The 22,384-nt window shown below is 62.6% G+C and carries 22 protein-coding genes and 1 tRNA gene; 8 read left to right on the plus strand and 15 right to left on the minus strand.

All coding sequences use genetic code 11. The features are described from left to right. Positions 1-1,281: a glycosyltransferase family 4 protein gene (locus tag ABDZ98_RS09270; RefSeq protein ID WP_343806759.1), complete on the plus strand. Its 1,281-nt coding sequence runs from the start codon at positions 1-3 to the stop codon at positions 1,279-1,281. On the opposite strand, the gene ABDZ98_RS09275 is transcribed toward ABDZ98_RS09270, so the two are convergent. The 10 genes from ABDZ98_RS09275 to ABDZ98_RS09320 form a co-directional block, all read right to left on the minus strand. After that, entirely contained in the window at positions 1,250-2,089 is an 840-nt protein-coding gene (locus ABDZ98_RS09275) for a glycosyltransferase family 2 protein (protein WP_343806762.1), read from the minus strand. The two genes, ABDZ98_RS09270 and ABDZ98_RS09275, sit on opposite strands and share 32 nt — an antisense overlap. Continuing rightward, entirely contained in the window at positions 2,086-2,634 is a 549-nt protein-coding gene (locus ABDZ98_RS09280; protein ID WP_343806765.1) for an LbetaH domain-containing protein, read from the minus strand. The genes ABDZ98_RS09275 and ABDZ98_RS09280 overlap by 4 nt, the downstream gene beginning before the upstream one ends. Then, on the minus strand, positions 2,631-3,824 hold the full coding sequence (locus tag ABDZ98_RS09285) for a glycosyltransferase (RefSeq protein WP_343806768.1): 1,194 nt from the start codon (positions 3,822-3,824) through the stop codon (positions 2,631-2,633). Before ABDZ98_RS09285 ends, ABDZ98_RS09280 begins: the two co-directional genes overlap by 4 nt. After that, positions 3,814-5,031, minus strand: coding sequence for a glycosyltransferase (locus ABDZ98_RS09290; RefSeq protein WP_343806771.1), 1,218 nt, complete (start codon positions 5,029-5,031; stop codon positions 3,814-3,816). The genes ABDZ98_RS09285 and ABDZ98_RS09290 overlap by 11 nt, the downstream gene beginning before the upstream one ends. Positions 5,032-5,071: 40 nt before the next feature. Next, positions 5,072-5,674, minus strand: a complete 603-nt coding sequence (locus ABDZ98_RS09295) for a class I SAM-dependent methyltransferase (protein ID WP_343806774.1) — start codon at positions 5,672-5,674, stop codon at positions 5,072-5,074. 87 nt (positions 5,675-5,761) lie between these two features. Continuing rightward, positions 5,762-6,850, minus strand: coding sequence for a glycosyltransferase family protein (locus tag ABDZ98_RS09300; protein ID WP_343806777.1), 1,089 nt, complete (start codon positions 6,848-6,850; stop codon positions 5,762-5,764). Next, positions 6,847-7,962 carry a glycosyltransferase family 4 protein gene (locus ABDZ98_RS09305; protein ID WP_343806780.1) on the minus strand — a complete coding sequence of 372 codons (1,116 nt, stop codon included), beginning with the start codon at positions 7,960-7,962 and terminating at the stop codon, positions 6,847-6,849. The genes ABDZ98_RS09300 and ABDZ98_RS09305 overlap by 4 nt, the downstream gene beginning before the upstream one ends. 2 nt (positions 7,963-7,964) lie before the next feature. Then, positions 7,965-9,242, minus strand: coding sequence for a glycosyltransferase family 4 protein (locus tag ABDZ98_RS09310; RefSeq protein WP_343806783.1), 1,278 nt, complete (start codon positions 9,240-9,242; stop codon positions 7,965-7,967). Continuing rightward, positions 9,242-10,591 carry a lipopolysaccharide biosynthesis protein gene (locus ABDZ98_RS09315; RefSeq protein ID WP_343806786.1) on the minus strand — a complete coding sequence of 450 codons (1,350 nt, stop codon included), beginning with the start codon at positions 10,589-10,591 and terminating at the stop codon, positions 9,242-9,244. The genes ABDZ98_RS09310 and ABDZ98_RS09315 overlap by 1 nt, the downstream gene beginning before the upstream one ends. Next, a complete protein-coding gene (locus tag ABDZ98_RS09320; protein ID WP_343806789.1) occupies positions 10,588-11,940 on the minus strand; it encodes a hypothetical protein in 1,353 nt (450 codons plus the stop codon). The genes ABDZ98_RS09315 and ABDZ98_RS09320 overlap by 4 nt, the downstream gene beginning before the upstream one ends. Positions 11,941-12,120: 180 nt before the next feature. Between ABDZ98_RS09320 and thyA the strand changes: the two genes are divergently transcribed. The 4 genes from thyA (at position 12,121) to ABDZ98_RS09340 (ending at position 16,825) form a co-directional block, all read left to right on the plus strand. Continuing rightward, a complete protein-coding gene (gene thyA / locus ABDZ98_RS09325) occupies positions 12,121-13,077 on the plus strand; it encodes a thymidylate synthase (RefSeq protein WP_343806792.1) in 957 nt (318 codons plus the stop codon). 91 nt (positions 13,078-13,168) lie between these two features. Next, the gene (locus ABDZ98_RS09330) at positions 13,169-14,452 is read left to right on the plus strand and encodes a 3-methyl-2-oxobutanoate dehydrogenase (2-methylpropanoyl-transferring) subunit alpha (RefSeq protein ID WP_343806795.1); all 1,284 of its coding nucleotides are present in this window, start codon (positions 13,169-13,171) and stop codon (positions 14,450-14,452) included. A 5-nt stretch (positions 14,453-14,457) separates the two neighbouring features. Further along, positions 14,458-15,510, plus strand: coding sequence for an alpha-ketoacid dehydrogenase subunit beta (locus ABDZ98_RS09335; RefSeq protein WP_343806797.1), 1,053 nt, complete (start codon positions 14,458-14,460; stop codon positions 15,508-15,510). A gap of 4 nt (positions 15,511-15,514) precedes the next feature. Continuing rightward, the gene (locus ABDZ98_RS09340; RefSeq protein ID WP_343806800.1) at positions 15,515-16,825 is read left to right on the plus strand and encodes a dihydrolipoamide acetyltransferase family protein; all 1,311 of its coding nucleotides are present in this window, start codon (positions 15,515-15,517) and stop codon (positions 16,823-16,825) included. On the opposite strand, the gene ABDZ98_RS09345 is transcribed toward ABDZ98_RS09340, so the two are convergent. Then, positions 16,782-17,360 carry a hypothetical protein gene (locus tag ABDZ98_RS09345; protein ID WP_343806803.1) on the minus strand — a complete coding sequence of 193 codons (579 nt, stop codon included), beginning with the start codon at positions 17,358-17,360 and terminating at the stop codon, positions 16,782-16,784. The two genes, ABDZ98_RS09340 and ABDZ98_RS09345, sit on opposite strands and share 44 nt — an antisense overlap. 157 nt (positions 17,361-17,517) lie before the next feature. Between ABDZ98_RS09345 and ABDZ98_RS09350 the strand changes: the two genes are divergently transcribed. Beyond that, positions 17,518-17,594, plus strand: a tRNA-Asp gene (locus tag ABDZ98_RS09350). A gap of 54 nt (positions 17,595-17,648) precedes the next feature. Here ABDZ98_RS09350 and ABDZ98_RS09355 read toward each other — a convergent pair. The 4 genes from ABDZ98_RS09355 to ABDZ98_RS09370 form a co-directional block, all read right to left on the minus strand. Continuing rightward, on the minus strand, positions 17,649-17,861 hold the full coding sequence (locus ABDZ98_RS09355; protein ID WP_343806806.1) for a DUF2842 domain-containing protein: 213 nt from the start codon (positions 17,859-17,861) through the stop codon (positions 17,649-17,651). Then, the gene (locus tag ABDZ98_RS09360; RefSeq protein WP_343806809.1) at positions 17,861-18,448 is read right to left on the minus strand and encodes a 5-formyltetrahydrofolate cyclo-ligase; all 588 of its coding nucleotides are present in this window, start codon (positions 18,446-18,448) and stop codon (positions 17,861-17,863) included. Before ABDZ98_RS09360 ends, ABDZ98_RS09355 begins: the two co-directional genes overlap by 1 nt. A gap of 205 nt (positions 18,449-18,653) precedes the next feature. Continuing rightward, complete coding sequence (gene zapA / locus ABDZ98_RS09365) at positions 18,654-18,962, minus strand: cell division protein ZapA (protein ID WP_343806812.1); 309 nt, start codon at positions 18,960-18,962, stop codon at positions 18,654-18,656. A gap of 10 nt (positions 18,963-18,972) precedes the next feature. Further along, on the minus strand, positions 18,973-19,164 hold the full coding sequence (locus ABDZ98_RS09370) for a hypothetical protein (RefSeq protein WP_343806815.1): 192 nt from the start codon (positions 19,162-19,164) through the stop codon (positions 18,973-18,975). Between the two features lie 187 nt (positions 19,165-19,351). Between ABDZ98_RS09370 and tkt the strand changes: the two genes are divergently transcribed. After that, a complete protein-coding gene (tkt, locus tag ABDZ98_RS09375) occupies positions 19,352-21,355 on the plus strand; it encodes a transketolase (protein WP_343806818.1) in 2,004 nt (667 codons plus the stop codon). Between the two features lie 16 nt (positions 21,356-21,371). Beyond that, positions 21,372-22,379, plus strand: a complete 1,008-nt coding sequence (gap, locus tag ABDZ98_RS09380; RefSeq protein ID WP_343806821.1) for a type I glyceraldehyde-3-phosphate dehydrogenase — start codon at positions 21,372-21,374, stop codon at positions 22,377-22,379. The last annotated feature ends 5 nt before the right edge of the window (positions 22,380-22,384 follow it).

The following is a 22,384-nucleotide window of genomic DNA, read 5'->3' on the forward strand; positions in this document are numbered from 1 at the left end:
GTGTCTGGTTCGAATCCGGCCAAGACTGCCGGATCGCCCAAAGCCGGCAAGGGACGGGTGATCTGGGTCAACCGCTTTTTCCACCCGGACGAATCCGCCACCTCCATCATGCTCACGGACCTTGTCCGCGATCTGGCCGCGCAAGGCGGGGCCGCGCATCATCTGGTCACCAGCAATGCGCAATATGCCGGGCACGATGGCGCGCGGGCAGATCCGGTTCAAGGCGTGGTGGTTCACCGCGTTCCCGCCATCGCCCGCAACAGCAAATCGCTGGCGGTGCGGGCGGTCAACTTCCTGCTCTTCTACCTTGGCGCATTGTTCCATCTGCTGCGCTGCGTGCGGCGCGGGGATGTGGTTGTCGCGCTGACCGATCCGCCGCTGATCGGCACCATCTGCAGCTTTGTCGCCCGGCTGAAAGGCGCGCGTTGCGTCCACTGGGTGCAGGACATCTTCCCGGAAACCGCCAGCCGCCTTGGCTATCTGCGCGAAAACGGGCTGTTTGACCGGATGTTGCGGCACCTGCGCAATGCATCATGGCACCGTGCCAGCACCAGCGTGACGATTGGCGAGAACATGCGCGCCTATCTTGTCGCCAATGGCGTTGCCGGGCAGCGGGTGACGGTGATCCAGAACTGGGCGGCGGAGCAGGCGATCAGGCCGGTCGATCCGCAATCCAACCAGCTGCGCCGGGAGTGGGACTATACCGCCGATCACTGCGTCATCGGTTATTCGGGCAATCTGGGCCGCGCGCATGAGATTGAGACCAAGATTGCCGCCATGCAATTGCTGCATGCCCGCGGTGAGGAGGGATTGCGCTATCTGTATATTGGCGGCGGAGCCCGGCAGGATGACCTGCGCCGCGCTGCCCGCAGCCTGCCCGACCACCTGATCGCCTTTCGCCCGTATCAACCGATGGACAGGCTGGCAGACAGTCTTTCCGTCCCCGATGTTCACTGGATATCGCTCCAGCCCCGGCTGGAGGGACTGATCGTCCCCAGCAAGCTGTATGGCGCACTGGCGGTGGGCCGGCCGATCATCTTCATCGGCGATGCAAAGGCCGAAGTGGCGCGCATTCTGGCCGAGGCCGAATGCGGTGCGTCCTTCATTCCGGGTGAGGAGGAGAAACTGGCGGATTACCTGGCAAGCCTTGCTGCCGATCCGGACATGCGCCGCCGGATGGGCCTCAACGGCAGGTCATATCTGGAAAGCCATCTGCGGCGCTCTGGCCGGATCGACCAGTGGAGCGCGCTTATCGCTTCGCTTCAGCAATCAGCGCCTTGATTGTGGTGAAATACCACGCCTTGTAGAAGGCATAGAGCAGCCCTGCGCGCCCATCCCAGATCCCGCCGCGCAGGATATAGGCGAAGGTGAAGTAGAAGGCCGGGTACCACCACTTGCCAAGGTTGCGATATTTGAACGCCTGCCGCCTGGTCAAATGGGTGGCGCTGTCCAGCCCCTCTGCCTGCAGCGCGCCATAACGCGCAGCTTCCCATTTGGCATAATCGATATGGCGTTCGAGGAATTTGTCGATCCCGCGAAAATCGCGGTGGTCGATGGGTGCGGTAATCTCCCCGATAGTCCCATCCAGCACAGGATGCTCATGCACTTCCATGTCGAGCTTGCTCCAGGCGTCCTCTTCGATCCGCTCATAGAAACCGGCACCCACCCGCATCAGCGCCAGCTTGCGTTGCGGCACGCCGTGCTTCAGCTGCCTGCCGGCGAAGTAATTGGTGTAATTGAGCCAGAAGCCGACGTGCTGCGTATCGGCCAGCGCCTGCGCCAGCTCGTCACAAAATGCCGGGCTGACAACCTCATCGGCATCGAGGAACAGCACGAAGGGGGAGGAGAACTGGCAGGTCTGGAGCACCCAGTTGCGCTTCTTGGGGAATTTCCCGTCCCATTCGAACTGGATCAGCTGCGCGCCATTTTCGGCGGCAATCTCTCCCGTCCGGTCCGTGCTGGCACTGTCCACCACCATCACATGGGCAAAGCGGCCCAGCGCGGCGAGGCATTGCGGCAGGTTGCGCTCCTCATTGCGCACCGGAATGACCACGGTAGCGGGCAGTGCTTCAGGGAAGGTGCCGCTCACGCGAAAATCTCCGGCCGCTGGCCGATCACCTGCGCCGGATTGCCCGAGACAATGGCATCCTGCGCCACGTCCTGCATGGCCACGCAGCGGGCCCCGACAATCGCGCGCGCGCCCACGGTCACGCCGGGGCCGACAAAGGCATCGGCGCAGATCCATGCAGAATCGCCAATGGCGTTGGGCGTCTTGACCAGCGGAAAGCCTGCCTGCCGATAGTCATGCGTGCCGCCGCACAGATGCGCCTGATGCGAGATGGTCACCTGCCTGCCGATTGTCAGCGGGCCAAGATTATACAGATAGACCCGCTCACCCACGGCGCTCTCATCTCCGATAGCCAGGTTCCACGGCATGAAAACGCGCGCGCTGGGATAGATATGCACCTCGCGGCCCACTGTGGCGCCAAACAGGCGCAGCAGGAACCGGCGCCAGCCCCACAAGGGGCGCGGGCTGAGGGCGAACAGCGGCCTGCACACAGCCCATGCTGCGCGCGCCGCCTGAATGCGCAGAGGGTATTTCTGTGCCTGCCGGTTGCCCGCAACGTCGATCACGTTTTATTGCCCTTCATGTGCGGCATCTGGACGCATGTGGGCGCGTCCGTCACCTGCCCCGCCATCCAGCGATAGACCTGTGCATGCTCGCTCGCAATCTGCTGCCAGGAAAAGCGCGCCTCCACCAGCGCACGGCCCTTTTGCCCCATGTCGCGCAAGGCCGCATCCTGATGACCGGCCAGCGCCTGCACCAGCGATGCTGCCAGCGCGGGCGGATCGGGAGTGATTTCCACGGCTGCCCCCTGCACAAATCCTTCGGGCAGATTGCATTCGCGCGTCATCAGCACTGGCAGGCTATAGGACCATGCCTCCAGCACCGTCATCGGCAGGCCTTCGGAATAGGAGGGCAGGATGAAGGCGCTTGCATGGCGCAGGGCAGCGTCCTTGTCTGCGCCGAACAGCGGGCCGGGCAGGGTGACGCGCCCCTCCAGCCCGTGGCGGGCAACCGCTTCTCGCAAGCTGTCCACGTGGCCGCCATCGTCCCATCCGGCAATCACCAGATTCCAGTCATTTACCGCGCTGGCCAGCGCGAACGCCTCGATCAGTTCCTGCACGCCTTTCTTGGGATGGATGCGGCCGATGAACAGCAGCACCTTGCCGCCCGGCCACCAGTCCGGCGGCGGGGTCTCCCGATCTTCGGGCAGGTCCGCGCCATTGGGGATGATCGCAATCGGATTGGTAAGGCCAAAGCCGCGCATCGCCTGCGCCTCTGACGCATTGAGCGCATGCAGGCAGCGCGCATGAGCCAGGTTTCCCCGTTCATACAGCGCGCCGGCCAGCCGCTTCTTCCATGCCGAATTGCCCACCGCCCACGGGTCCAGCATGCCATGCGGCGAGATGGTTACGGGGCCACCGGTGCGCCGCCGCCAGGCGGAAACCTGCGCCGAAAATGCCTGCCAGATGCCGTGCTGATGGACGATGTCGAACTGGCCTTTGTGCAGGGCGCGGCCGATTTCAGGAGCATAGCCGATGGCCGCTGGCCCCTTGCGATGCGCCACCAATGGCTCGCACGGCGCCCAGTCTGCCAGATCCTGCGTGCTGCTGGGATCTTCCAGCGACAGCACCGTAACCTTGTGCCCGTTTTGCGCCAGAGTCAGCGCGGGGCGGCGCACGGCATCGAACAGCCCGCCTGCCAGCCGCGACATGCTGCCGGTGACAATCGCTATCGATAGCGGTCGGTCAGGCGACACGTTCGACAACTGTCCTTTCCATCAGCCGCAGGATCGCGGCATCCCACGGCAGCAGCGCGCCCCGTTGCGGAGCGGCCTGCGCACTGTCTATCGCCGCGCGCATTCCTGCGCCAAACCTGTCCGGGCCCCAATCGGCCACCGCCTTTGCGCCTGCCTGCGCCATTTGCGCGCGCTGCGCCGAGTCCATCGCAAAAAAGCGCTGGATGTTCTGCGCCATTGCGCGGCGCGTGGGCGGGGTCACCAGGCCGCTGACACCGTCCTGCACCAATGTGCGCGTGGCGCCGCAGCAATCGGAAACCAGCACCGGCGTTGCCGATGCCATCGCCTCATTGATCACCAGGCCCCATTGTTCGACCGTGGAGACGTGGATGAAAAGCTCTGCCAGCGCATAGAATGCCGGCAATTCGCCGTAGCCGTGGAAGCCGGGCAGGTGCACGCGGGCTTCCACATTGCCTTCGCGCGCGGCCTGCACAATCTCGCTGCGTGTTTCGCCATCACCCAGAATGACGAGATCGGGCAGAGCCTCGTCACTGGCCGCTACGCAATCCGCATAGGCGCCCACCAGTGCGGGCAGGTTCTTCTTGGCGATGAAGCGCGATGACGCCAGCATATAGCGCGCGGGCAGGCTCAACTGCGCCCGCAACGGGGCATCGTTGCCGCGCGCATCGGCAGCGGCGCTAGCGAAATAGCCATTGTCGACCGCGTTATAACCCATGTGAATCCGGTCAACGGGAATCCCCAGTGTCGCGATATAGCGGGCATGGGGAGGGCCACCCACCAGCGATGCGTCGCATTGTGAGACCACCCGCCTCTTGATGGCTTCACGCAGGGGATTGCGCGCCGCATCGTCCAACTGGCTCTCCGACATCATGATCAGGCGCACGCCATTGCGGCGGCCCCAGCGCATGGCGATCATGCTTTCCGGGTTGGACCAGCCGGAGATGGCCAGCACATCGGGTGCAAGCGACGCCAGCGCCGCTTCCATCGCCCGTTGCAGGCGGCCATTGCCAACGGCCTCGTGATAAGCGGCGCGGCTCTCGAACAGCTTCTCGATCGCGTAGGAGCCGGTGTCTTTGGCCAGGAATTGCGCAAATCCGGCTTCGTTCATGCTGGAAATCACGCTCACCCGGTCAATCACCCTGGCCGCGCCGCGGTAGCGCGCGTCATGGTAATGGCCGATTTCCCGGGTCAGGATAACCAGATGCATTGGCTCTTTGATCCTCGCGTGGTGCTGCAAATGGCTCGGATCAGCTCTTCACCCGCCGCAGTGTGGCCATCCATGTGGTGTGCTTCCAGCCACGCGGGAAGGGCCAGATACGGTCCTTCCAGTAACGCGATGCGAATTCGATTTCGCCCAGTTCCAGCCCGTAACGCGCCGCCAGCTGGCGATAGGTGCGCGGACAGAACCAGCCCGAATGCTCCTCATTATTGGGAACCTCGGTGTGCAGCAGCGCCAGCACGAAATGCTTCCAGAACCACGGGTTGGGGGTGGAGATGACGATGATCCCGTCATCCTTCAGGTTCCTCAGGCAGCTTTTCAGAAACCCGTCCTGATTGTTGAGATGTTCGACGATGTCGCCGGCAACAATCACATCGAACTTGCGGCCAAGATCGAAATTCTCGGCATTGCCCTGCACGACATTATAGCCCTGCTTGCTCAGCGTATCGACCGCGTCCTGAAGGTAATCGAGACCGACCAGATCACCGGCCACTTCGCGCAGCGCCTTGTGCAGCCAGAAGCGGGTCTGCTCGTCTTCCACATAATGGTTCACGCAGCCCAGATCGAGCACATCGCGCCCCGCCGCGCGTGAGCAGATATAGTCAAGCTTGTGATCATCAAAACGCTTCATGCTTGGTAAGTCCTTCAAGCCAGACTGATTTTGGGCGAAATATCGGGTCGCACAAGTAGGGGCCGTATCGTTGCCATTCGTGCAGCGTCAAGGGTTGAGGAGATTGAGCAGCTGTTCACCGCGACTGCTCCACAGGTGATTGCGGGCCATATCGCGCATGGCAATGGCGGTCTGGGGATCATGGCTGGCTGCTGACTGGCGCAGCATGGCGGCGGCCTCCTGCGGCGATCGGGCGATCTGAATGCGATCAGCATAAGGCGTCACATCGGGGATGGCGGTGCTGACGAATGGCCTGCCGCTGCCCATGCTGTCAAAAATCTTGGTGGGGGAAGCCGCCACGTTGAACGGATGGTCTGTGACGTAGGGCATCCAGTTGACTGCGCTGTGCCAATAGGCTGCGGGCACTTCTGAATGCGGCAGCGGACCTGGCGCGCGCACATTGCTGCGGGCGAAGACCTGTGCGCGCAGATCGGCCCATGGTGCCGATTCTGCACCTGCAGAGCCGAAGAATTCGAAAGTCAGGTCGGGAGCAAGTTGCACCACCTGATCCACGAAATCCCAGTCCACCCGGTCACCCAGATTGCCGACATATCCCACCAGCCCCGACGTGGGCGGGTCCTGCGGTGCGGGGTTGAGGAAGTTCTCGCCCAGACCGTGCGGCAGGTGATGGATGCGTTCTGCCACATCGGGGTGCCGTTGCCGGAATTGCTGCGCCTGATGAACAGCCACGCAAATGGTCAACTCCGCGCGGCGGATCAGCCGGTCCTCCTGCGCGCGGATAGCTTCTGCCATGGCGGGATTGTACAAGGTGTACTCGTCCACATTGTAATAGATCAGCCGATTGCCGGGAATGTGCCGGGTCCAGCGCTCTGCATGGGGGAAGGGGCAGATCACATGCGGTGCAGCGCCGCCTGCCTTGCCCAGACGAGCCATTTCGCGCTCTATACCAGAGCGGACGAACGGGGCGAAAAGCGGCGCCAGCGTCCCGGCAAAGCCCGGCGGAAAGACACGTGTGCGATAGGTCAGATCGCCTTCCACGCTGTGCCTTGGCAGGCCGAGTTTGCGCTGGGCGGAGATGCTGACATGTTGCAGAGCCACCACCGGAACATGCGCGGAAAGGCCGCGTGCCAGCCCTTCCAGCCAGGGCGCAATGGCATCGAGCATCAGAATGCTCATGGGTGGCTATCCAGATTGTCCAAGGCGGCACTGGCGCTGACGCTGGCATAGGCCTGCCGCACCCGCCGTTCCATGACCGGGAGGGAGAAGCTGCGCTCCACGTCCTCGCGGCCCTCTTCGCGCATTTGCTGGAGACGGGCGCGATCCCCGCTGATCGCCACGGCGACCTCTGCCAGATCCTCCACCGCGCCATAGGGCCTCGCCTCGATACCGCGGCAGCAGTCGACAATCTCATCCGAACCCGATCCGGTGAGATAGGCAATGGCAGGCACGCCATGCGCCAGCGGCTCTATCAGGCGCAGGCCGAACGGTTCGAACGGGGGCGTGAAGGCGGACAGGTGAACGCCGGCCCAGAAGCCTGTCATGTCCTCTACAAACCCGGCGAACTCCATCTGCCCGGCAAGACCCGATGCGCGCGCCCTGGCCTCCAGCGCGGCCCTGTCAGGTCCATGCCCGGCGATGCGGAAGCGAATGGCGGGATCGCGCCTGTGGATCGCCTCTGCCAGCGTGATGAACTCGTCTATCCCCTTTACGCGCGACAGGCGGCAGGCCGTGCCGATGGTGAAGGGACCTTCCGGGAAGGGCGCGATTGCCGGCAGGCTGGTGCCGTTGTGGATCACCGATACCGGCGGCATGATATCGGCATACAGCCCGCGCCATGTACCTGCGATCCAGTCACTGATGGCGATCACATGGTCGACGCGGCGCATCATCTGCCGCTCCCCCCAGCTATCCAGCCTGCGCCGGATACCGGGCGGGGCCACCAACTCTCCGGGCTGGACATGCAGGTGAAGCAGCTTTGCCGGTTTGCGCGGAAGCAGCGGGCCAAGCCACGGCGGCGGCATATGCAAATGCAGCAGCTCAGCTGAGTGCATCGCGGCGACGGCACGCAGCACGCGGGCAGGTCCGGTGCCGCAGCTTTGCAGCGGAACGCCCTGAGCCCTGGCTGCCCGTTCCACATCGGCCGAGCCATTGAGCAGCAGCAGGCCCGCATCCATCCCTTGTGCGCGCTGAGCTGCCGCCAGGTCAATCGCCAGCCGCTGCGCTCCGCCGAAGGGGTCACCGGGAATCAGGTGCAACAGGCGAGGGCCGGTGGGGATTCGCTCACTCATCGTCACACACCGCTGTCGGAAGTGGAGCGGAAACTGCGATGGTCGGCAATTGGGCTGGGCGTTTCGCGCACGATCTGGCGCAGCTCCTCGCCATAGCGCTCCCAGTTGGAATGGCGGGCATTCGCGCGCGCGGCACGGCTCATGGCGTCTCTCAGCGGGCGGTCGCTCACCAGCCTGTCGATGGCGTCGGCCAGCGCCTGCGGATCGCGTTCGGGAATGATGATCCCGTCCACCCCGTCCTGAATGACCGAGCCTGCCGATCTGGTGGTGATCACCGGCAGCCCGGCCGCCATCGCTTCATACACAACCGTGGCAGACCCTTCGGCCAATGTCGGCAGCACGAAGATATCGGCAGAGGCGAATTCCTGCTGGATCAGGTCCCGCGGAACACGGCCAAGGAAGTTCAGCGCGCCCGCTTCCGGCTGGGCCAGCACCATATCGTGCACGCCGCCAGCCACGCGAATGTCTATCGAAGCAGGCAGCAGCTGTGCGGCAAAGGCCAGATAGTGGATGCCCTTGCGCAATTCCGCCGATCCGGCGAACAGCACGCGGCCCGGCACCGGATCGCCCTTAACGTCAAACCAGCTGCTACCCAGCGCATAGGGGACGATGCGAATGCGGCTGCGGTCGATATCCCAGTTGTGCTCCAGATCATCGGCCACGAATGGCGATGGACAGACGAACACATCGGTGGTGGACAGCAGCACTTCGTCCGGATTGTAGCCGGTCATCAACTCGTAAGACTGGTCTGGCGGCGGCGGGCTCCACTGCGGGAATGCCGCATGCTCTTCCAGCACGATCCGCCGCGTGGACAGGGCAATGATCATGTCTGTAAGCACCGGAATTCCGCGCGCGTTGGCCTTGCGCGCCAGCTCGCCCGCATGGCCGAACACGGTGTAGAGATGGGTCGCATCGCCAAGCCCCCTGCGCGCCATGCGCTGGCCGGCGGTGCGCACGTATTCGATCAATTCCTCGCGCTGGGCATAAGGCGTCGGCGCGCGGCGCGCAGCCAGCTCATATCGCAGCGTGCCCAGATCATCGGTGAAGGTGCGTTGCAGGACATTGGCGGGCGGGCGGCGGTTGGCCAGCCGGGCTGCGGTGGCCGCCAGTCCGCTGGGCAGAGGCAGATGCGCTGCCATTTGCATGAAGCGGCCCAGACCCCTTCCGGCGCACATGTCGGTGTAGAACGCCTCCAGCATGCCGGCATCGGCAAAGGCGGCAGGCAGCACGTAATTATGCCTCGCCCCGGTATGCGTTACCAGCACGCGCGGACCAGCCATCAGCGCTTCCTCCGCACAATCTGCATGCCATAATGCCACAGGCTGGTGGTCAGCAACACCACATCGGCAGGTCCGGGAACGATCTCCTGCCCGATCCGGATCAGCCCGGCGCGCACCAGCAGGGTCAGGCTGGTCAGCAGGCTGGCGAGATTGGCCAGGCCCAGCACCACGAAGAATTCCGGCAGGTGGTCAAATCCGGTAATCAGGAAGCCGGTCAGGAACACCGTCACAAACGCCCCTGCGGTATAGATGCCGGGCATCATCTTCTGTTCGGAGAAGTGCGAGATCGACAGGATCGAGATGATCGGCTTGATCATGCTGGCGAAGATCAGCCCCTGCACATAATACACGGCAGGGGTGAAGGCCTCGCCGAAAACCAGCGGCACAAGGAACGGCGCAGCCAGTGAGAGCGCCACACCCATGCCAAGCCCCATGATTACGGCAAACCTGAACATCTGTTCGATCTTGCGGCGCTTTTCGTCCAGCCCAAGGCCGGTGAGCGTGGGCAGCAGCGTCACTTCGATCGCCTGGCCCACGATCGCCAGAGAAGCCCCGCAGGTGGACATGGCGGCGAAATAATATCCCAGCATCTGGGCCGACCACAGCGGAACGATGACCAGCCGATCGGCCTCCCCGGCCAGACCCATCGCGGCGTGGGACAGGTTCATCCGCCAGCCCAGCCTGCCGGTTTCCTTCAGGAAGCCGGTGTCCACCTTGCCGATCAGGTGATGGCGATAGCGATAGATGCGCGGAACGAAATTGGGCAGGCGGCAGGCCACGAACAGCAACAGCAGCAGCGGCAGGTCGGCCACATCCAGCAGGAACAGCACCACGATGCACAGCATCATCAGGAACGGTGTCACGGCCCTTTCGATATTGACCATGATGAAGCGCAGATTGGAAAGTTCCACCGTGCCAAAGGCGTTCTGGCCCACCACCAGGATGAAATTGGTCACCAGGAATACCAGCAGCACCCAGGAATCGATCCCCTCGACCTTGACCACGCCGGTCAGCACCAGGATCGGCCCCAGGGCGATGGCCAGCAGGCTGAGCATGCCGGACAATGTCAGCAGCGATGGCAGGAAACCCGCGCCATTCTCCCGGCGGGCGCGGATTTTCAGGAGCGCGGCTTCATACAGGGAGAAGGTGAGGAAAGTGCCGGCAAAGTTGGACCAGAAGATCGCCGAGCCATACTGGCCGCGACCTTCCGGGCCAAGCAGGCGAGACAGCAACACGCCGGTCAGCAAGGTTATCAGGATCAACGCGCCCGAACTGATCGAGCTTTCGATCAGCGAATGGCTGTGCGAGCGCGTCGCGCCGCCCGGAACGTCCTTCTTGTTGTCAGTCATCCGGCAGAGGGCAGTTCGGGCCTTCTGCGCTGGTTAGGCCTGAAATGCCTGACCTGCCCACGCCTTGCCCGCCATTTCGAACGCCTTTTCGCAAGGTCACGTGTCAGCCGCGGGACGACCACCAGGACCGTGAGCGCGAAAGTGTAGGGCAGGGCGGTGAAGAAGCGGTCAGTCGATTCAGTCAGGGCCAACAATCCATCGTTCAGAAGAAGGAGATAATAGAACTGCGCCCACAGGCGGCCCTTTATGGACATGCCGTAAAGCCAGCCAAACAGCATTCCGATCACCAGAAAGACCATGAATCCCATGCTGCCGTAAGACATGTAGCTGTCCGAAAATCCCGTTCGGGTGGCTCCGCCGAAATCGAAGGCTTCAAGGCGGTAATCCCGGTTCATGGAAGAGCGGACTTCAACCATCAGGTCATTCTTCGCCTGCCTGCCCACCAGGAAGGATGGCACATATTGGTGGACGAACCTGTTCCACAGGCTGGCCGGGCCATCGATCTCTCCCGATCGGTTGACCGAATAGACATCGACAATAGCCTGCCGGATTTCCGGCGAGCTGTCCGAATTGAAATAGCGGAAATTCTTGAACGGGACGCCTTCCACCACGGCCTCGGCCACGGAACCGCGCTTATCGTTCACGAACTGGCGCACGTCGCCCACCTGATGCAGCAGGACCGTTCCCAGAAAGCACGATATCAGCACCACGCCCTTTGGCGGCTGCTTGAATTTCAGGAAGAACCAGGCACCGGCAAGGATGATCGCCACTTCGGCAATCATGGTGCGCTTGACGTTGGAATTGACCATCCAGACGATGAAGATGAAGCTGATTGCCGCCAGCACCTTCAATATCGTGCTGTTCTTCACCCGCAGCAGGCCCAGCCACGAAATGGCAAAACCATAGAACAGCATTTCCAGCAGCAGGAACCAGGCGGTGATTTCCCCGGTCCAGCTGGTGCCGCGCGCACTGGCGGCCTCCGCCATGGAATTGACCTGATAGACCGCGAACAGTCCGATCAAGATGAGGGCGGCGGCGCCAATCTCCAATCGCCTGCGCTCGATAGGGGGCGGCGGCACTCCGCGTGCCTGCGAAAACGCCCCGCGCTTGCCGATTGCGAAGCCGAAGGCAATCGCCACCAGGGCGACGGTCATGTAAAACCACAAGGCCCACGGGTCATAGGCCCGCAGCAACGGATTGCGCTCTGCCGCCAGTGCCTGCGGCACAAAGAATGCCAGGTAAAGCAGCGCTGCCAATGTCGGAAATTCAAACAGCCGGTTATGACCCAAAATCCCGCGCAAGGCGAAGAACAGGGACACGGCCACCATAAGATACAATGAAGCAGACATTGACGAAAATCGGCTCCCGGAAGCCTTTGGAATTGCGCCCTGTTAGACTTGTAGCGCAATGACAGGCAAGCCCGCATGAGCAGCTATGCCGCGTCACGCCGGAATTCTTCACCATCAAAGATGCCTTCTGCGCGCCTGTGGGGCTGGAAACGCCGGGGGGCTGGTGTTAGCACACGTGTCATGAGTGCCAGCCCACAAACCAGTTCCACTCATCCCGAATGGCAATATCTGCGCCTGATGCGCCGGATCTGGGAGGAAGGCGACGAACGGGTCGATCGCACCGGAATCGGCACAAGATCGGTGTTCGGCACCCAGTTGCGTTTCGATCTTGCAGATGGCCGCGTTCCGCTGCTGACAACCAAGCGCGTGTTCTGGAAAGCCGCCGCGCGCGAGATGCTGTGGTTCCTTACCGGCAACACCAATATCCGTCCGCTGCTGCAGCAGAAGGTGACGATCTGGAGCGACTGGCCGCTGGCCAAATACCGCAAGGCGAGCGGAGAGGATATTTCGCAGGAAGATTTCGAGGCCCGCATTGTCGCGGACGAGGCCTTTGCCCGCCAGTGGGGCGATCTTGGCCCTGTCTATGGCAAGCAATGGGTCGACTGGCCGACGTTCGAATATGGACCTGACGGCAAGTACCAGCCCGGTCCCGGCATCAACCAGGTGGCGCAGGTGGTGGAAAGCCTGCGCAACAATCCCGGCAGCCGCCGCCATATCATCGAAGGCTGGAACGTTGCGGAGCTGGACCGCATGGCGCTGCCGCCGTGCCACAAGACCTATCAGTTCCACGTGGCCGGACAGGGCGCGGAGGCGCGGCTGAATTGCCTGCTCTATCAGCGCAGCTGCGATGTGGCGCTGGGCCTGCCGTTCAACCTGTTCGGCGCGTCCATGCTGGCGCGAATGATCGCGCAGCAGGCTGGGCTGCAGCCGGGAGAGCTGGTGTGGATGGGCGGCGATACCCACCTCTATCTCAATCACCAGCATCTGGTGGAGGAGCAACTGGGACGTGAGCCGGCTGGCGACCCCCGGCTGGTCATCACCAGAACGCCCGATTCGATGTTCGATTACCGGATCGAGGATTTTGAGGTGCACGATTATGCACCCCAGGGTGTAATCAGGGCGCCTGTCGCGGTTTAAGGCGCTTTTGTGCGCCGTTCAGTACGCCTTGACCTTCGCGACAAGAGTAATAATATGTCGCGCTGATAATACATAATTTCGGGAGAGCGAAATGGCTGATAAGCGTTCACAGGAAGGTGCCAACCGGCCCCGCCTGTCGCTGCACGTCCCGCAGCCGCATGCCCGGCCCGGTGAAAAGCCCGACTTCTCCTATCTCTCGATCCCCCCGGCAGGGCAGCAGATGCGCCCGGATGAAAGCTGCCCGGCCAGCGAAACCAATCCGCTGTGCACTGACCTGATCCGCGTTCTGGGCGATGACAATCAGGCCCACGGCCCGTGGAACCCGCGCCTTTCGCCAGACAAGATGCGCCAGATATTGCGGGAAATGGCGCTGGTGCGCGCGTTCGATGCCCGCATGTACCGTGCGCAACGGCAGGGCAAGACCAGCTTCTACCTCAAATGCACGGGTGAGGAGGCGACCTCCGTCGCCGCCACCCACGCGCTGGATTTCGAGGATCTGATCTTCCCCTCCTATCGCCAGCAAGGCTGCCTGATCGCGCGCGAATATCCGCTGGTGGAGATGATCAACCAGATATTCTCCAACCGCGCAGACAAGCTGAAAGGCCGCCAGCTGCCGATCCTCTATTCGGCCAGATCGGTCAATTTCTTCAGCATTTCCGGCAATCTGGCCACCCAGCTGCCGCAGGCGACCGGCTTTGCCATGGCCAGCGCGATCAAGGGCGATTCGAAGATTGCCGCCGCCTGGGTGGGCGAAGGGTCCACCGCGGAAGGGGACTTCCACTCCGCGCTCACCTTTGCCGCAGTCTATAATGCGCCGGTGGTGTTCAACGTGGTCAACAACCAGTGGGCCATCTCCAGCTTTTCCGGTTTTGCCGGGGCAGAGCGCACCACCTTTGCCGCGCGCGCCATCGGCTATGGCATCGCCGGCCTGAGGGTGGACGGCAATGATGCGCTGGCGGTTTACGCGGCGGAGCGCTGGGCGGCAGACCGCGCCCGGTCCAACAATGGCCCCACGCTGATCGAGTTCTTCACCTACCGCGCGGAAGGACACTCCACCTCCGACGATCCGTCCGTCTATCGCTCTGCCGAAGAGGCCGAGGAATGGCCGCTGGGCGGGCCGATTTCGCGGTTGAAGGATCACCTCGTCGCGATTGGCGAATGGTCCGAAGACCAGCACGCCGAGATGGACAGGCAACTGGCCGAACAGGTGCGCGATGCCACCAAGGAAGCCGAGAAGAACGGCATTCTTGGCCACGGCCTGCATCATCCCTTTCACACCATGTTCGAAGACGTGTTCGAGGAACTGCCCTGGCATCTGGAGGAACAGAGCGTGCAGGCCATCCGCGAACGCCAGATCAAATGGCCGGAGAAGTGAGCGCCATGACCAGCGACGATCCCATCAGCCTGGCCGATGCGCCAGCCCGGTCCATGACCATGATCGAGGCGATCAACGACGCACTCGACATCATGCTCGAGCGCGATCCGGACGTGATCCTGCTGGGCGAGGATATCGGCTATTTCGGCGGCGTGTTCCGCTGCACGGCGGGCCTGCAGGAAAAGCACGGCAAGACCCGCGTTTTCGATACGCCGATCAGCGAATGCGGCATCATCGGCGTGGCCGTGGGCATGGGCGCCTATGGCCTGCGCCCAGTGCCGGAAATCCAGTTTGCGGACTATATCTACCCCGGGCTTGACCAGCTGGTGAGCGAGGCGGCGCGGCTGCGCTATCGCTCGGCGGCGGAATATATCGCGCCCATGACGGTGCGCACGCCCTTTGGCGGCGGGATATTCGGCGGGCAGACCCACAGCCAGAGTCCCGAAGCGCTTTTCACCCATGTCTCGGGCCTCAAGACCGTGGTTCCCAGCACACCGCACGACGCCAAGGGCCTGCTGATTTCCGCTATCGAAGACAATGACCCGGTCATCTTCTTCGAGCCCAAGCGCATCTATAACGGCCCATTCGATGGCTATTACGATCGCCCGGCCAAGAGCTGGAAGGATCACCCCGATGCGATGGTTCAGGTAGGGTATTATTCGATCCCGCTGGGTTCTGCGCGCACGGTGCGATCAGGCAATGCCCTGACGATCCTGGCCTATGGCACGATGGTCCATGTGGCCGAAGGCGTGTGCCGGGAGAAGGGCGTTGATGCCGAGATCATCGATCTGCGCACGTTAGTGCCGCTCGATATCGAGGCTGTGGAAAAGTCTGTGGAGAAGACCGGTCGTTGCCTGATCGCGCATGAAGCGACGCGCACGTCCGGCTTTGGCGCGGAACTGTCTGCGCTGGTGACAGAGCGCTGCTTCTATCACCTTGAAGCCCCGGTCGAGCGTGTGACCGGTTTCGACACGCCCTATCCGCACAGTCTGGAATGGGCCTATTTTCCGGGCCCCGTCCGCATTGGCGAGGCGATTGACCGGTTGCTGGAGGGCTGAGGACATGGCGCGTTACACATTCCACCTGCCCGACATAGGCGAGGGCATTGCCGAGGCCGAGATCGTTGCCTGGCACGTAAAGCCGGGCGACATGGTCGAGGAAGATGGCCGCCTTGCCGACCTCATGACAGACAAGGCCACGGTCGAGATGGAAAGCCCGGTGGCGGGCAAGGTGCTCGAAGTTGGCGGCGAGGTTGGCGAGGTGATTGCCATTGGCTCTGCGCTGGTGGTGCTGGAAGTTGAAGGCGATGTGGCTGAAGCGGCGACCCCACAGCAGGGCGCACCTGCCGTGCCACCGCGCCCAGAGCCAGAGCCTGAGCCTGAGCCCGAGCCTGAGCCTGCACCCGCCGTGTCACCACCACCACCACCACCGCCGCCGCCATCTGCCCCAGCGCCGTCACCGCCATCGCCTGTCGCTCCCAGGCCCGGCAGCAAGGTCCTTGCCTCTCCCGCCGTGCGGGCGCGGGCGAAGGAAATGGGCATTGATCTGGCCGATGTGCATCCGCAGGCAGAGGGGCGCATCCGCCATGCCGATCTTGATGCTTTCATCTCCTATGGCGCCAGCGCCGGCTACGCTCCTGTCGGAACCGCGCGCGGGGACGAGCAGATCAAGGTGGTGGGCCTGCGCCGCCGTATTGCCGAGAACATGGCCGCGTCCAAGCGCGCGATCCCGCATTTCACCTATGTCGAGGAATGCGATGTCACCGATCTTGAAAAGCTGCGTGCAGACCTGAATGCAGGTGTGAACGAAGCTGGCGGCGATCGGCCCAGGCTGACCCTGCTGCCGCTGCTGATCGCCGCGATTTGCCGCACCGTGCCGCAATTTCCGATGATCAACGCGCGCTATGATGATGAAGCCAACATCATCACCCGTCACGGCAGTGTGCACATGGGATTGGCGACCATGACCGATGGCGGGCTGATGGTCCCGGTGATTCGCGATGCGCAGGCGCTCAACCTGTGGCAACTGGCCGCAGAAATCCTGCGCCTTTCCGAAGCGGCGCGAACGGGCAAGGCCAGGCCGAATGAACTTTCCGGCTCCACCTTCACCATCACATCGCTCGGCCCGCTGGGCGGGATTGCCTCCACCCCGGTGATCAATCGCCCCGAAGTGGCGATCATCGCGCCCAATCGCATTGTCGAGCGACCGGCATTCGTGCCAGACGACATGGGCGGGGAGCGGCTGGCCAAGCGCAAGCTGATGAACCTGTCGATCTCCTGCGATCACCGCGTGGTCGATGGCTATGATGCGGCAGCCTTTGTGCAGCAGATCAAGCGCTTGCTGGAGGCTCCGGCGCGGATTCTGGCGGGCTGAGCTTCAGTAGCGCAGCGTAGAAGGCGCAATATCCCAGCAGCCACACGAATTGCGGCAGGAAGCCGATCTGCGCCTCTTCCCAGCCGAACAGCGTGGGATTGAGCGGGGAGGGGGCATAGGCCCACATGCCGGTCTCAATCGCGTAGATCTCGATCACCAGGCTCTGCACCTGGCCCCAGATCAGCATGACCAGCAGGGCTGCCCAGCTGAACCGGCGCTCGATTTGCGGACCCAGCCATGTGCGCGCGATCACCAGCCCCACCAGAAACAGGCCTGCGTCCCATATGCTGACGATCAGCAGCAGTGGCAGGATGGCATAAAGGGGCAGGTCGGTAATGTCGGGAATGCCGGGCGCAGGCGCTCCGCCGGGGAGAATCGGATAGCCCATGTGCGAAAAGGTGAAGCCCAGTTCCCACACCATGCCGATGGCAGCGCCCACCGCGAACAGCAGCCAGTAGAATCGCGGCAATCGCCCCCGCCAGATGGACAGGAACAGGCCCCCCAGAATTATGATTGCGCCAATCACGACTATCATGATCCGATTCTCTCCCACGGCATCGCGAAAATGCACTGTAGAGCGCCTGTTTCGGCTTGGGAAATCAAGGGTTTTGCCGGGTGGTGTCGCAGGCCGGTTGACAGCCTATCGCACCTGCCCTAGAGGCGCGCTTCCCAAGCGGTGCAACGCCTTATACGCGGGTGTAGCTCAGTTGGTTAGAGCGCCGGCCTGTCACGCCGGAGGTCGCGAGTTCAAGTCTCGTCACTCGCGCCACTTGGGACTTTTTCTTGGCTGATTATTCGCTGAAAAACGATGGTTGAAAGATAATCAGCCCCGGCGGCCGGTTTCCATCCAGATCAGGAACCGCTTCAGCGGCAGCAGCCAGATCACGCCCAGCACCAGATAGACAACTGTCTGCAACAGGATGTGCAGCTGCTCGATCCACTGGCTCAGCCACATCACACCAAGCGCATAGACGGCCAGCCCAGCGATCAGGCCGAGGATTCCCAGCGGAATGCGCAGAGTGGGCTTGTCGCGCATCAGAACGGCCCCAGAATGCGTGTGGGGGTGATGATGGCGCTCAGCGGCATGTCGTGGTCCTCTATCGGCAAGTCGTCGACCTGCTGGATATCCCAAGCCATGCCGATGGCCGTCGTTGCCGGGTGTGCTGCCAGCCAGCGATCGTAGAATCCACCACCCTGGCCAAGCCGCTCACCCGACGTGGTGAACCCCACCAGCGGCATGAACAGCACATCGGGAATCACTTCGGGCAAATCGCCCGAAGGCTGGTGCAGGCCCATCGGCCCGTCCTCCAGGTCACTTTCCTCATAGGGATCGGAATGCGCGTGAAAGACCATCGGGTTCTTCAGCGTGGTGATCCGGGGGAGGGCAATGGGGTGCCCGCGTTCGAAAAAGAATTTGGTATAGGCAAAGGCCGGGGCCTCACCCGCATCGGCGCGATAGAGGCCGATGGTGGCGCCTTCGGGCACCAGTTCCAGAACCGGTCCGGGAGGGCGATTGAACACCAGCGCGCTGACCTGTTTCGGGAGCGCCGCAGCATGCTCGCGGCGCTTCTGGCGCAATTCCTTGCGCAGAGCGGCTTTGCGCGCGGCAATATTGTCGGTCACCTCTGGCTCCTCCCTGTGGTGAGTGGCGGAACCACCATGGGTCGTTTTCCGGGAAATCGCCCGACGCCTCGACGTCAGGTGGGCGCCGTATGTAATGGCCCCCAGGACGAACCCGTGGACCGGAACAGGGACAGCTCCCATGGATTGCTTATAGCCTCAGGGATGTTCCAAACGGCTCGTACCGGGCAGTCCCGCCAGCCCCTATTTAGGCGCTCGTCTGCCCCTGCTCAAGTCGCGTTGCCAGGGTTTCGAGCTTTTCTGCCATGTTTTCGAGAGGTTCGGCCATTTTCGCGCCGGAATCCGCCGTTTGTGGCTTTTGCGCCTCATGCAATTCATCTGCCAGCAGCAGCGCGGCAAACAGCAATGTGCGCGGTTCGGATTGCGCGGTGATAGATGGAACGGCGGCCAGCTTGGTGCTGATCGTCCTGCCCAGCATCTCGATATGCGCTTCCTCACCCTGCGCGCAGGCGATGGTGTAGCGGCGTCCGGCTATTTCGACTGTGACATTGCTCATGACCGGGCGCTCATGCTTCCAGCGTTTCTATCAGGCCGTCGAGTTCGGCCAGAGCAGCCCAGGCTTCACGGCGAAGGCTGGCATGACGGTTGACGAGTTCGGGATCGGCAGGGGGCGCGATGGGACGGGATGCCGCGGCTTCAATGCGATTGGCCGCTGCTTCGATCCGGGCAAGTGCCCTTGCGATCCGTTCCTCCTCCATGTCACATCATCTAGCTGAATCCTGCAATTGCGGCAAAGCCTTGGCATGCGAAGTTGTGAATAAGCCTCGCCATGTCACATTCTGCAATGGCCACCGATCCCGCGCTGCGCTTGACGAGGGAGGCGAGGCTCCCCAATGAGCGCGCAATCGAATCGTGACCCGAAATACCCTGAGCGGAGAAGATCCCATGAGCCAAGACGCCTCCAGCTTCCAACCGATGGCCAATGCCATCCGGGCGCTTTCCATGGATGCGGTGCAGGCCGCCAATATCGGCCATCCCGGCATGCCGATGGGCATGGCCGATGTGGCAACCGTGCTGTGGTCCGATTATCTGGCTTTCGATCCTGCCGATCCGCACTGGCCCGACCGTGACCGGTTCGTGCTGTCCGCCGGCCATGGCTCCATGCTGCTTTACGCGCTGCTGCACCTGACGGGCTATGCCCGGCCGACGATGGATGACATCCGCAATTTCCGCCAGCTGGGCAGCCCGTGCGCCGGCCATCCGGAGAATTTCCTGCTTGATGGCGTGGAATGCACCACCGGTCCGCTGGGTCAGGGCCTGGCCATGGGCGTGGGCATGGCAATTGCCGAGCGTCACCTGAATGCCGAATTCGGTGACGACATCGTTGACCACAAGACCTGGGTTGTTGCTGGCGATGGCTGCCTGATGGAAGGCCTCAACCACGAAGCTATCGGTCTTGCCGGGCATCTCAAGCTGGGCAATCTGATTGTGCTTTGGGACGACAACAAGATCACCATCGACGGCGCCGTGTCGCTGTCCTCCAGCGAGGATGTGCCCGCCCGCTACCGCGCCACCAACTGGCATGTTGTTGAGTGTGATGGCCATGATCCGGCCGATATCCGCCGCGCTCTGGATGAAGCCGTGGCCGATCCGCGTCCCTCGCTCGTCGCCTGCCACACGATTATCGGCAAGGGCGCGCCCAACAAGCAGGGCACGTCGGGCGTACATGGATCACCGCTGGGCGCGGACGAGATTGCCGCCGCGCGTGTGGAACTGGGCTGGGAATACGAACCCTTCGTGGTGCCCGATGATATCATGGCAGACTGGCGCGCGCTGGGTGCCCGCGGTGCACAGGCGAACTCTGCCTGGCAGGCCCGCCTGAACGCCAGCGACCGCAAGGCCGATTTTGCCGACCGCTTCAAGAGCATCGCCGACCGCGCGGCCCCTGCGCTCGAAGACCATATCGCCGGGCTCGCCAAGGACCCGCCGAAGGTCGCCAGCCGCAAGGCATCGGAAATGGCGCTTGGCCCGCTGACGGCCACATTGCCGCAGCTGATGGGCGGTTCTGCCGACCTCACCGGATCGAACAACACCAAGACCGGATCGACCGGACCGTTCACGGCGGACGATTATTCAGGCCGCTATCTTTATTACGGCATTCGCGAATTCGGCATGGCCAGTGCCATGAACGGCATGTCGCTGCATGGCGGCGTGGTGCCTTATGGCGGCACGTTCCTGATCTTCAGCGACTATGCTCGCAATGCCATTCGCCTGTCCGCGTTGCAGAAAACCGGTGTTGTCTATGTGATGACGCATGATTCGATCGGCCTTGGTGAAGACGGTCCGACCCACCAGCCGGTGGAGCAGGTGATGAGCCTGCGACTGATTCCCAACCTCAATGTCTATCGCCCGGCCGATGCGATCGAGACGGCTGAATGCTGGGCGCTGGCACTGGCCACACCTGCCACGCCATCGGTACTGGCGCTGTCTCGCCAGAACCTTCCGCCGGTGCGCGGCGATGGGGATGAGAACTGGACGGCATCGTCCAATCGCTGTGCCAAGGGCGCTTACCGCCTGAAGGAAGCCTCCGGCCCGCGCAGCGTGGTGCTGATGGCAACCGGATCGGAAGTGGCCGTGGCGCTCGATACGGCGGCAAAGCTGGAAGAACAGGGCATCGGCGCAGATGTTGTCTCGGTTCCCTGCATGGAATTGTTCCAGCAGCAGATCGAAGACTACCGCAACGATATTCTGGGCAGTGACAGCGATGTGCTGCGCGTTTCGATTGAGGCCGGCGTAACGCAGGGCTGGGAGCGCTATACCGGCAATGGCGGGCTGAACATCGGCCTCGACCGCTTCGGCGCATCGGCACCTGCTGAAGTGCTGTTTGACCATTTCGGCTTCTCGGCAGAGAAGATCGTACCGCAAATCCTCGAGAAACTCGGAAACTGACAGGAGCAAGAAGTCCATGGCGACCAAAGTAGCGATCAACGGGTTCGGACGTATCGGACGTCTTGTTGCACGGGCCATCCTGGAGCGCAGCGATCATGACCTGGAGCTGGTGGCGATCAACGATCTCGCCGATGCCAAGGCCAACGCACTGCTGTTTGCTTATGACTCCACCCACGGCCGCTTTCCCGGCACTGTCACCACCGATGGCAAGAACCTGATCGTCAACGGCAAGGCCATTGCCGTGACGTCAGAGCGCAATCCGGGTGATTTGCCGCATGCCGCAATGGGCGTGGATATCGTGCTGGAATGCACGGGCTTCTTCCAGTCGCACGATGCCGCCAAGCCGCATCTGGATGCCGGCGCCAAGCGCGTGCTGATCTCTGCCCCGGCGGGCGGCGTATCGGCCACCATCGTATATGGCGTGAACCACCAGATCCTGACGGCAGACGATGTGATCGTCTCCAACGCCAGCTGCACCACCAACTGCCTGTCGCCGGTTGCCAAGATCCTGAACGATCTGGTGGGGATTGAGCGTGGTTTCATGACCACCATCCATTCCTACACCAATGACCAGCGGATGCTGGACCAGATGCATTCCGACATGCGCCGGGCGCGCGGCGGGGCGCAGAACATGATCCCCACCACCACCGGTGCGGCGCGTGCTGTGGGCTTGGTGCTGCCCGAACTGGCAGGCAAGCTGGATGGCTCGTCCGTTCGCGTTCCCACGCCCAATGTCAGCCTGGTGGATCTGGTGTTCGTGCCGGGCCGCGATACCAGCAAGGAAGAACTCAACGCCGCGCTGAAGGCGGCTGCCGAAGGTCCGATGAAGGGCGTACTCGACTATACCGACCAGCCTTTGGTATCGTCGGACTTCAACCACTATCCCGCCAGTTCCACCATCGACAGTCTTGAAACTTCGGTCATGGAAGGCAAGCTGGCCCGTGTGGTATCGTGGTATGATAACGAATGGGGTTTCTCCAACCGCATGATCGACACTGCCGGAGTGATGGCCGGCCTGCTCTGAGGAGG

This window comes from Alteraurantiacibacter aestuarii (genome assembly GCF_039523595.1).
Classification (GTDB): domain Bacteria; phylum Pseudomonadota; class Alphaproteobacteria; order Sphingomonadales; family Sphingomonadaceae; genus Alteraurantiacibacter; species Alteraurantiacibacter aestuarii.

Bases quoted from the DNA above. Each gene is read 5' to 3' on its own strand.
- ABDZ98_RS09290 (WP_343806771.1), bottom strand. From the start codon at position 5,031: ATGCATCTGGTTATCCTGACCCGGGAAATCGGCCATTACCATGACGCG.
- ABDZ98_RS09295 (WP_343806774.1), bottom strand. From the start codon at position 5,674: ATGAAGCGTTTTGATGATCACAAGCTTGACTATATCTGCTCACGCGCG.
- ABDZ98_RS09300 (WP_343806777.1), bottom strand. From the start codon at position 6,850: ATGAGCATTCTGATGCTCGATGCCATTGCGCCCTGGCTGGAAGGGCTG.
- ABDZ98_RS09305 (WP_343806780.1), bottom strand. From the start codon at position 7,962: ATGAGTGAGCGAATCCCCACCGGCCCTCGCCTGTTGCACCTGATTCCC.
- ABDZ98_RS09310 (WP_343806783.1), bottom strand. From the start codon at position 9,242: ATGGCTGGTCCGCGCGTGCTGGTAACGCATACCGGGGCGAGGCATAAT.
- ABDZ98_RS09315 (WP_343806786.1), bottom strand. From the start codon at position 10,591: ATGACTGACAACAAGAAGGACGTTCCGGGCGGCGCGACGCGCTCGCAC.
- ABDZ98_RS09320 (WP_343806789.1), bottom strand. From the start codon at position 11,940: ATGTCTGCTTCATTGTATCTTATGGTGGCCGTGTCCCTGTTCTTCGCC.
- thyA (WP_343806792.1), top strand. From the start codon at position 12,121: ATGAGTGCCAGCCCACAAACCAGTTCCACTCATCCCGAATGGCAATAT.
- ABDZ98_RS09330 (WP_343806795.1), top strand. From the start codon at position 13,169: ATGGCTGATAAGCGTTCACAGGAAGGTGCCAACCGGCCCCGCCTGTCG.
- ABDZ98_RS09335 (WP_343806797.1), top strand. From the start codon at position 14,458: ATGACCAGCGACGATCCCATCAGCCTGGCCGATGCGCCAGCCCGGTCC.
- ABDZ98_RS09340 (WP_343806800.1), top strand. From the start codon at position 15,515: ATGGCGCGTTACACATTCCACCTGCCCGACATAGGCGAGGGCATTGCC.
- ABDZ98_RS09345 (WP_343806803.1), bottom strand. From the start codon at position 17,360: ATGATAGTCGTGATTGGCGCAATCATAATTCTGGGGGGCCTGTTCCTG.
- ABDZ98_RS09355 (WP_343806806.1), bottom strand. From the start codon at position 17,861: ATGCGCGACAAGCCCACTCTGCGCATTCCGCTGGGAATCCTCGGCCTG.
- zapA (WP_343806812.1), bottom strand. From the start codon at position 18,962: ATGAGCAATGTCACAGTCGAAATAGCCGGACGCCGCTACACCATCGCC.
- ABDZ98_RS09370 (WP_343806815.1), bottom strand. From the start codon at position 19,164: ATGGAGGAGGAACGGATCGCAAGGGCACTTGCCCGGATCGAAGCAGCG.
- tkt (WP_343806818.1), top strand. From the start codon at position 19,352: ATGAGCCAAGACGCCTCCAGCTTCCAACCGATGGCCAATGCCATCCGG.
- gap (WP_343806821.1), top strand. From the start codon at position 21,372: ATGGCGACCAAAGTAGCGATCAACGGGTTCGGACGTATCGGACGTCTT.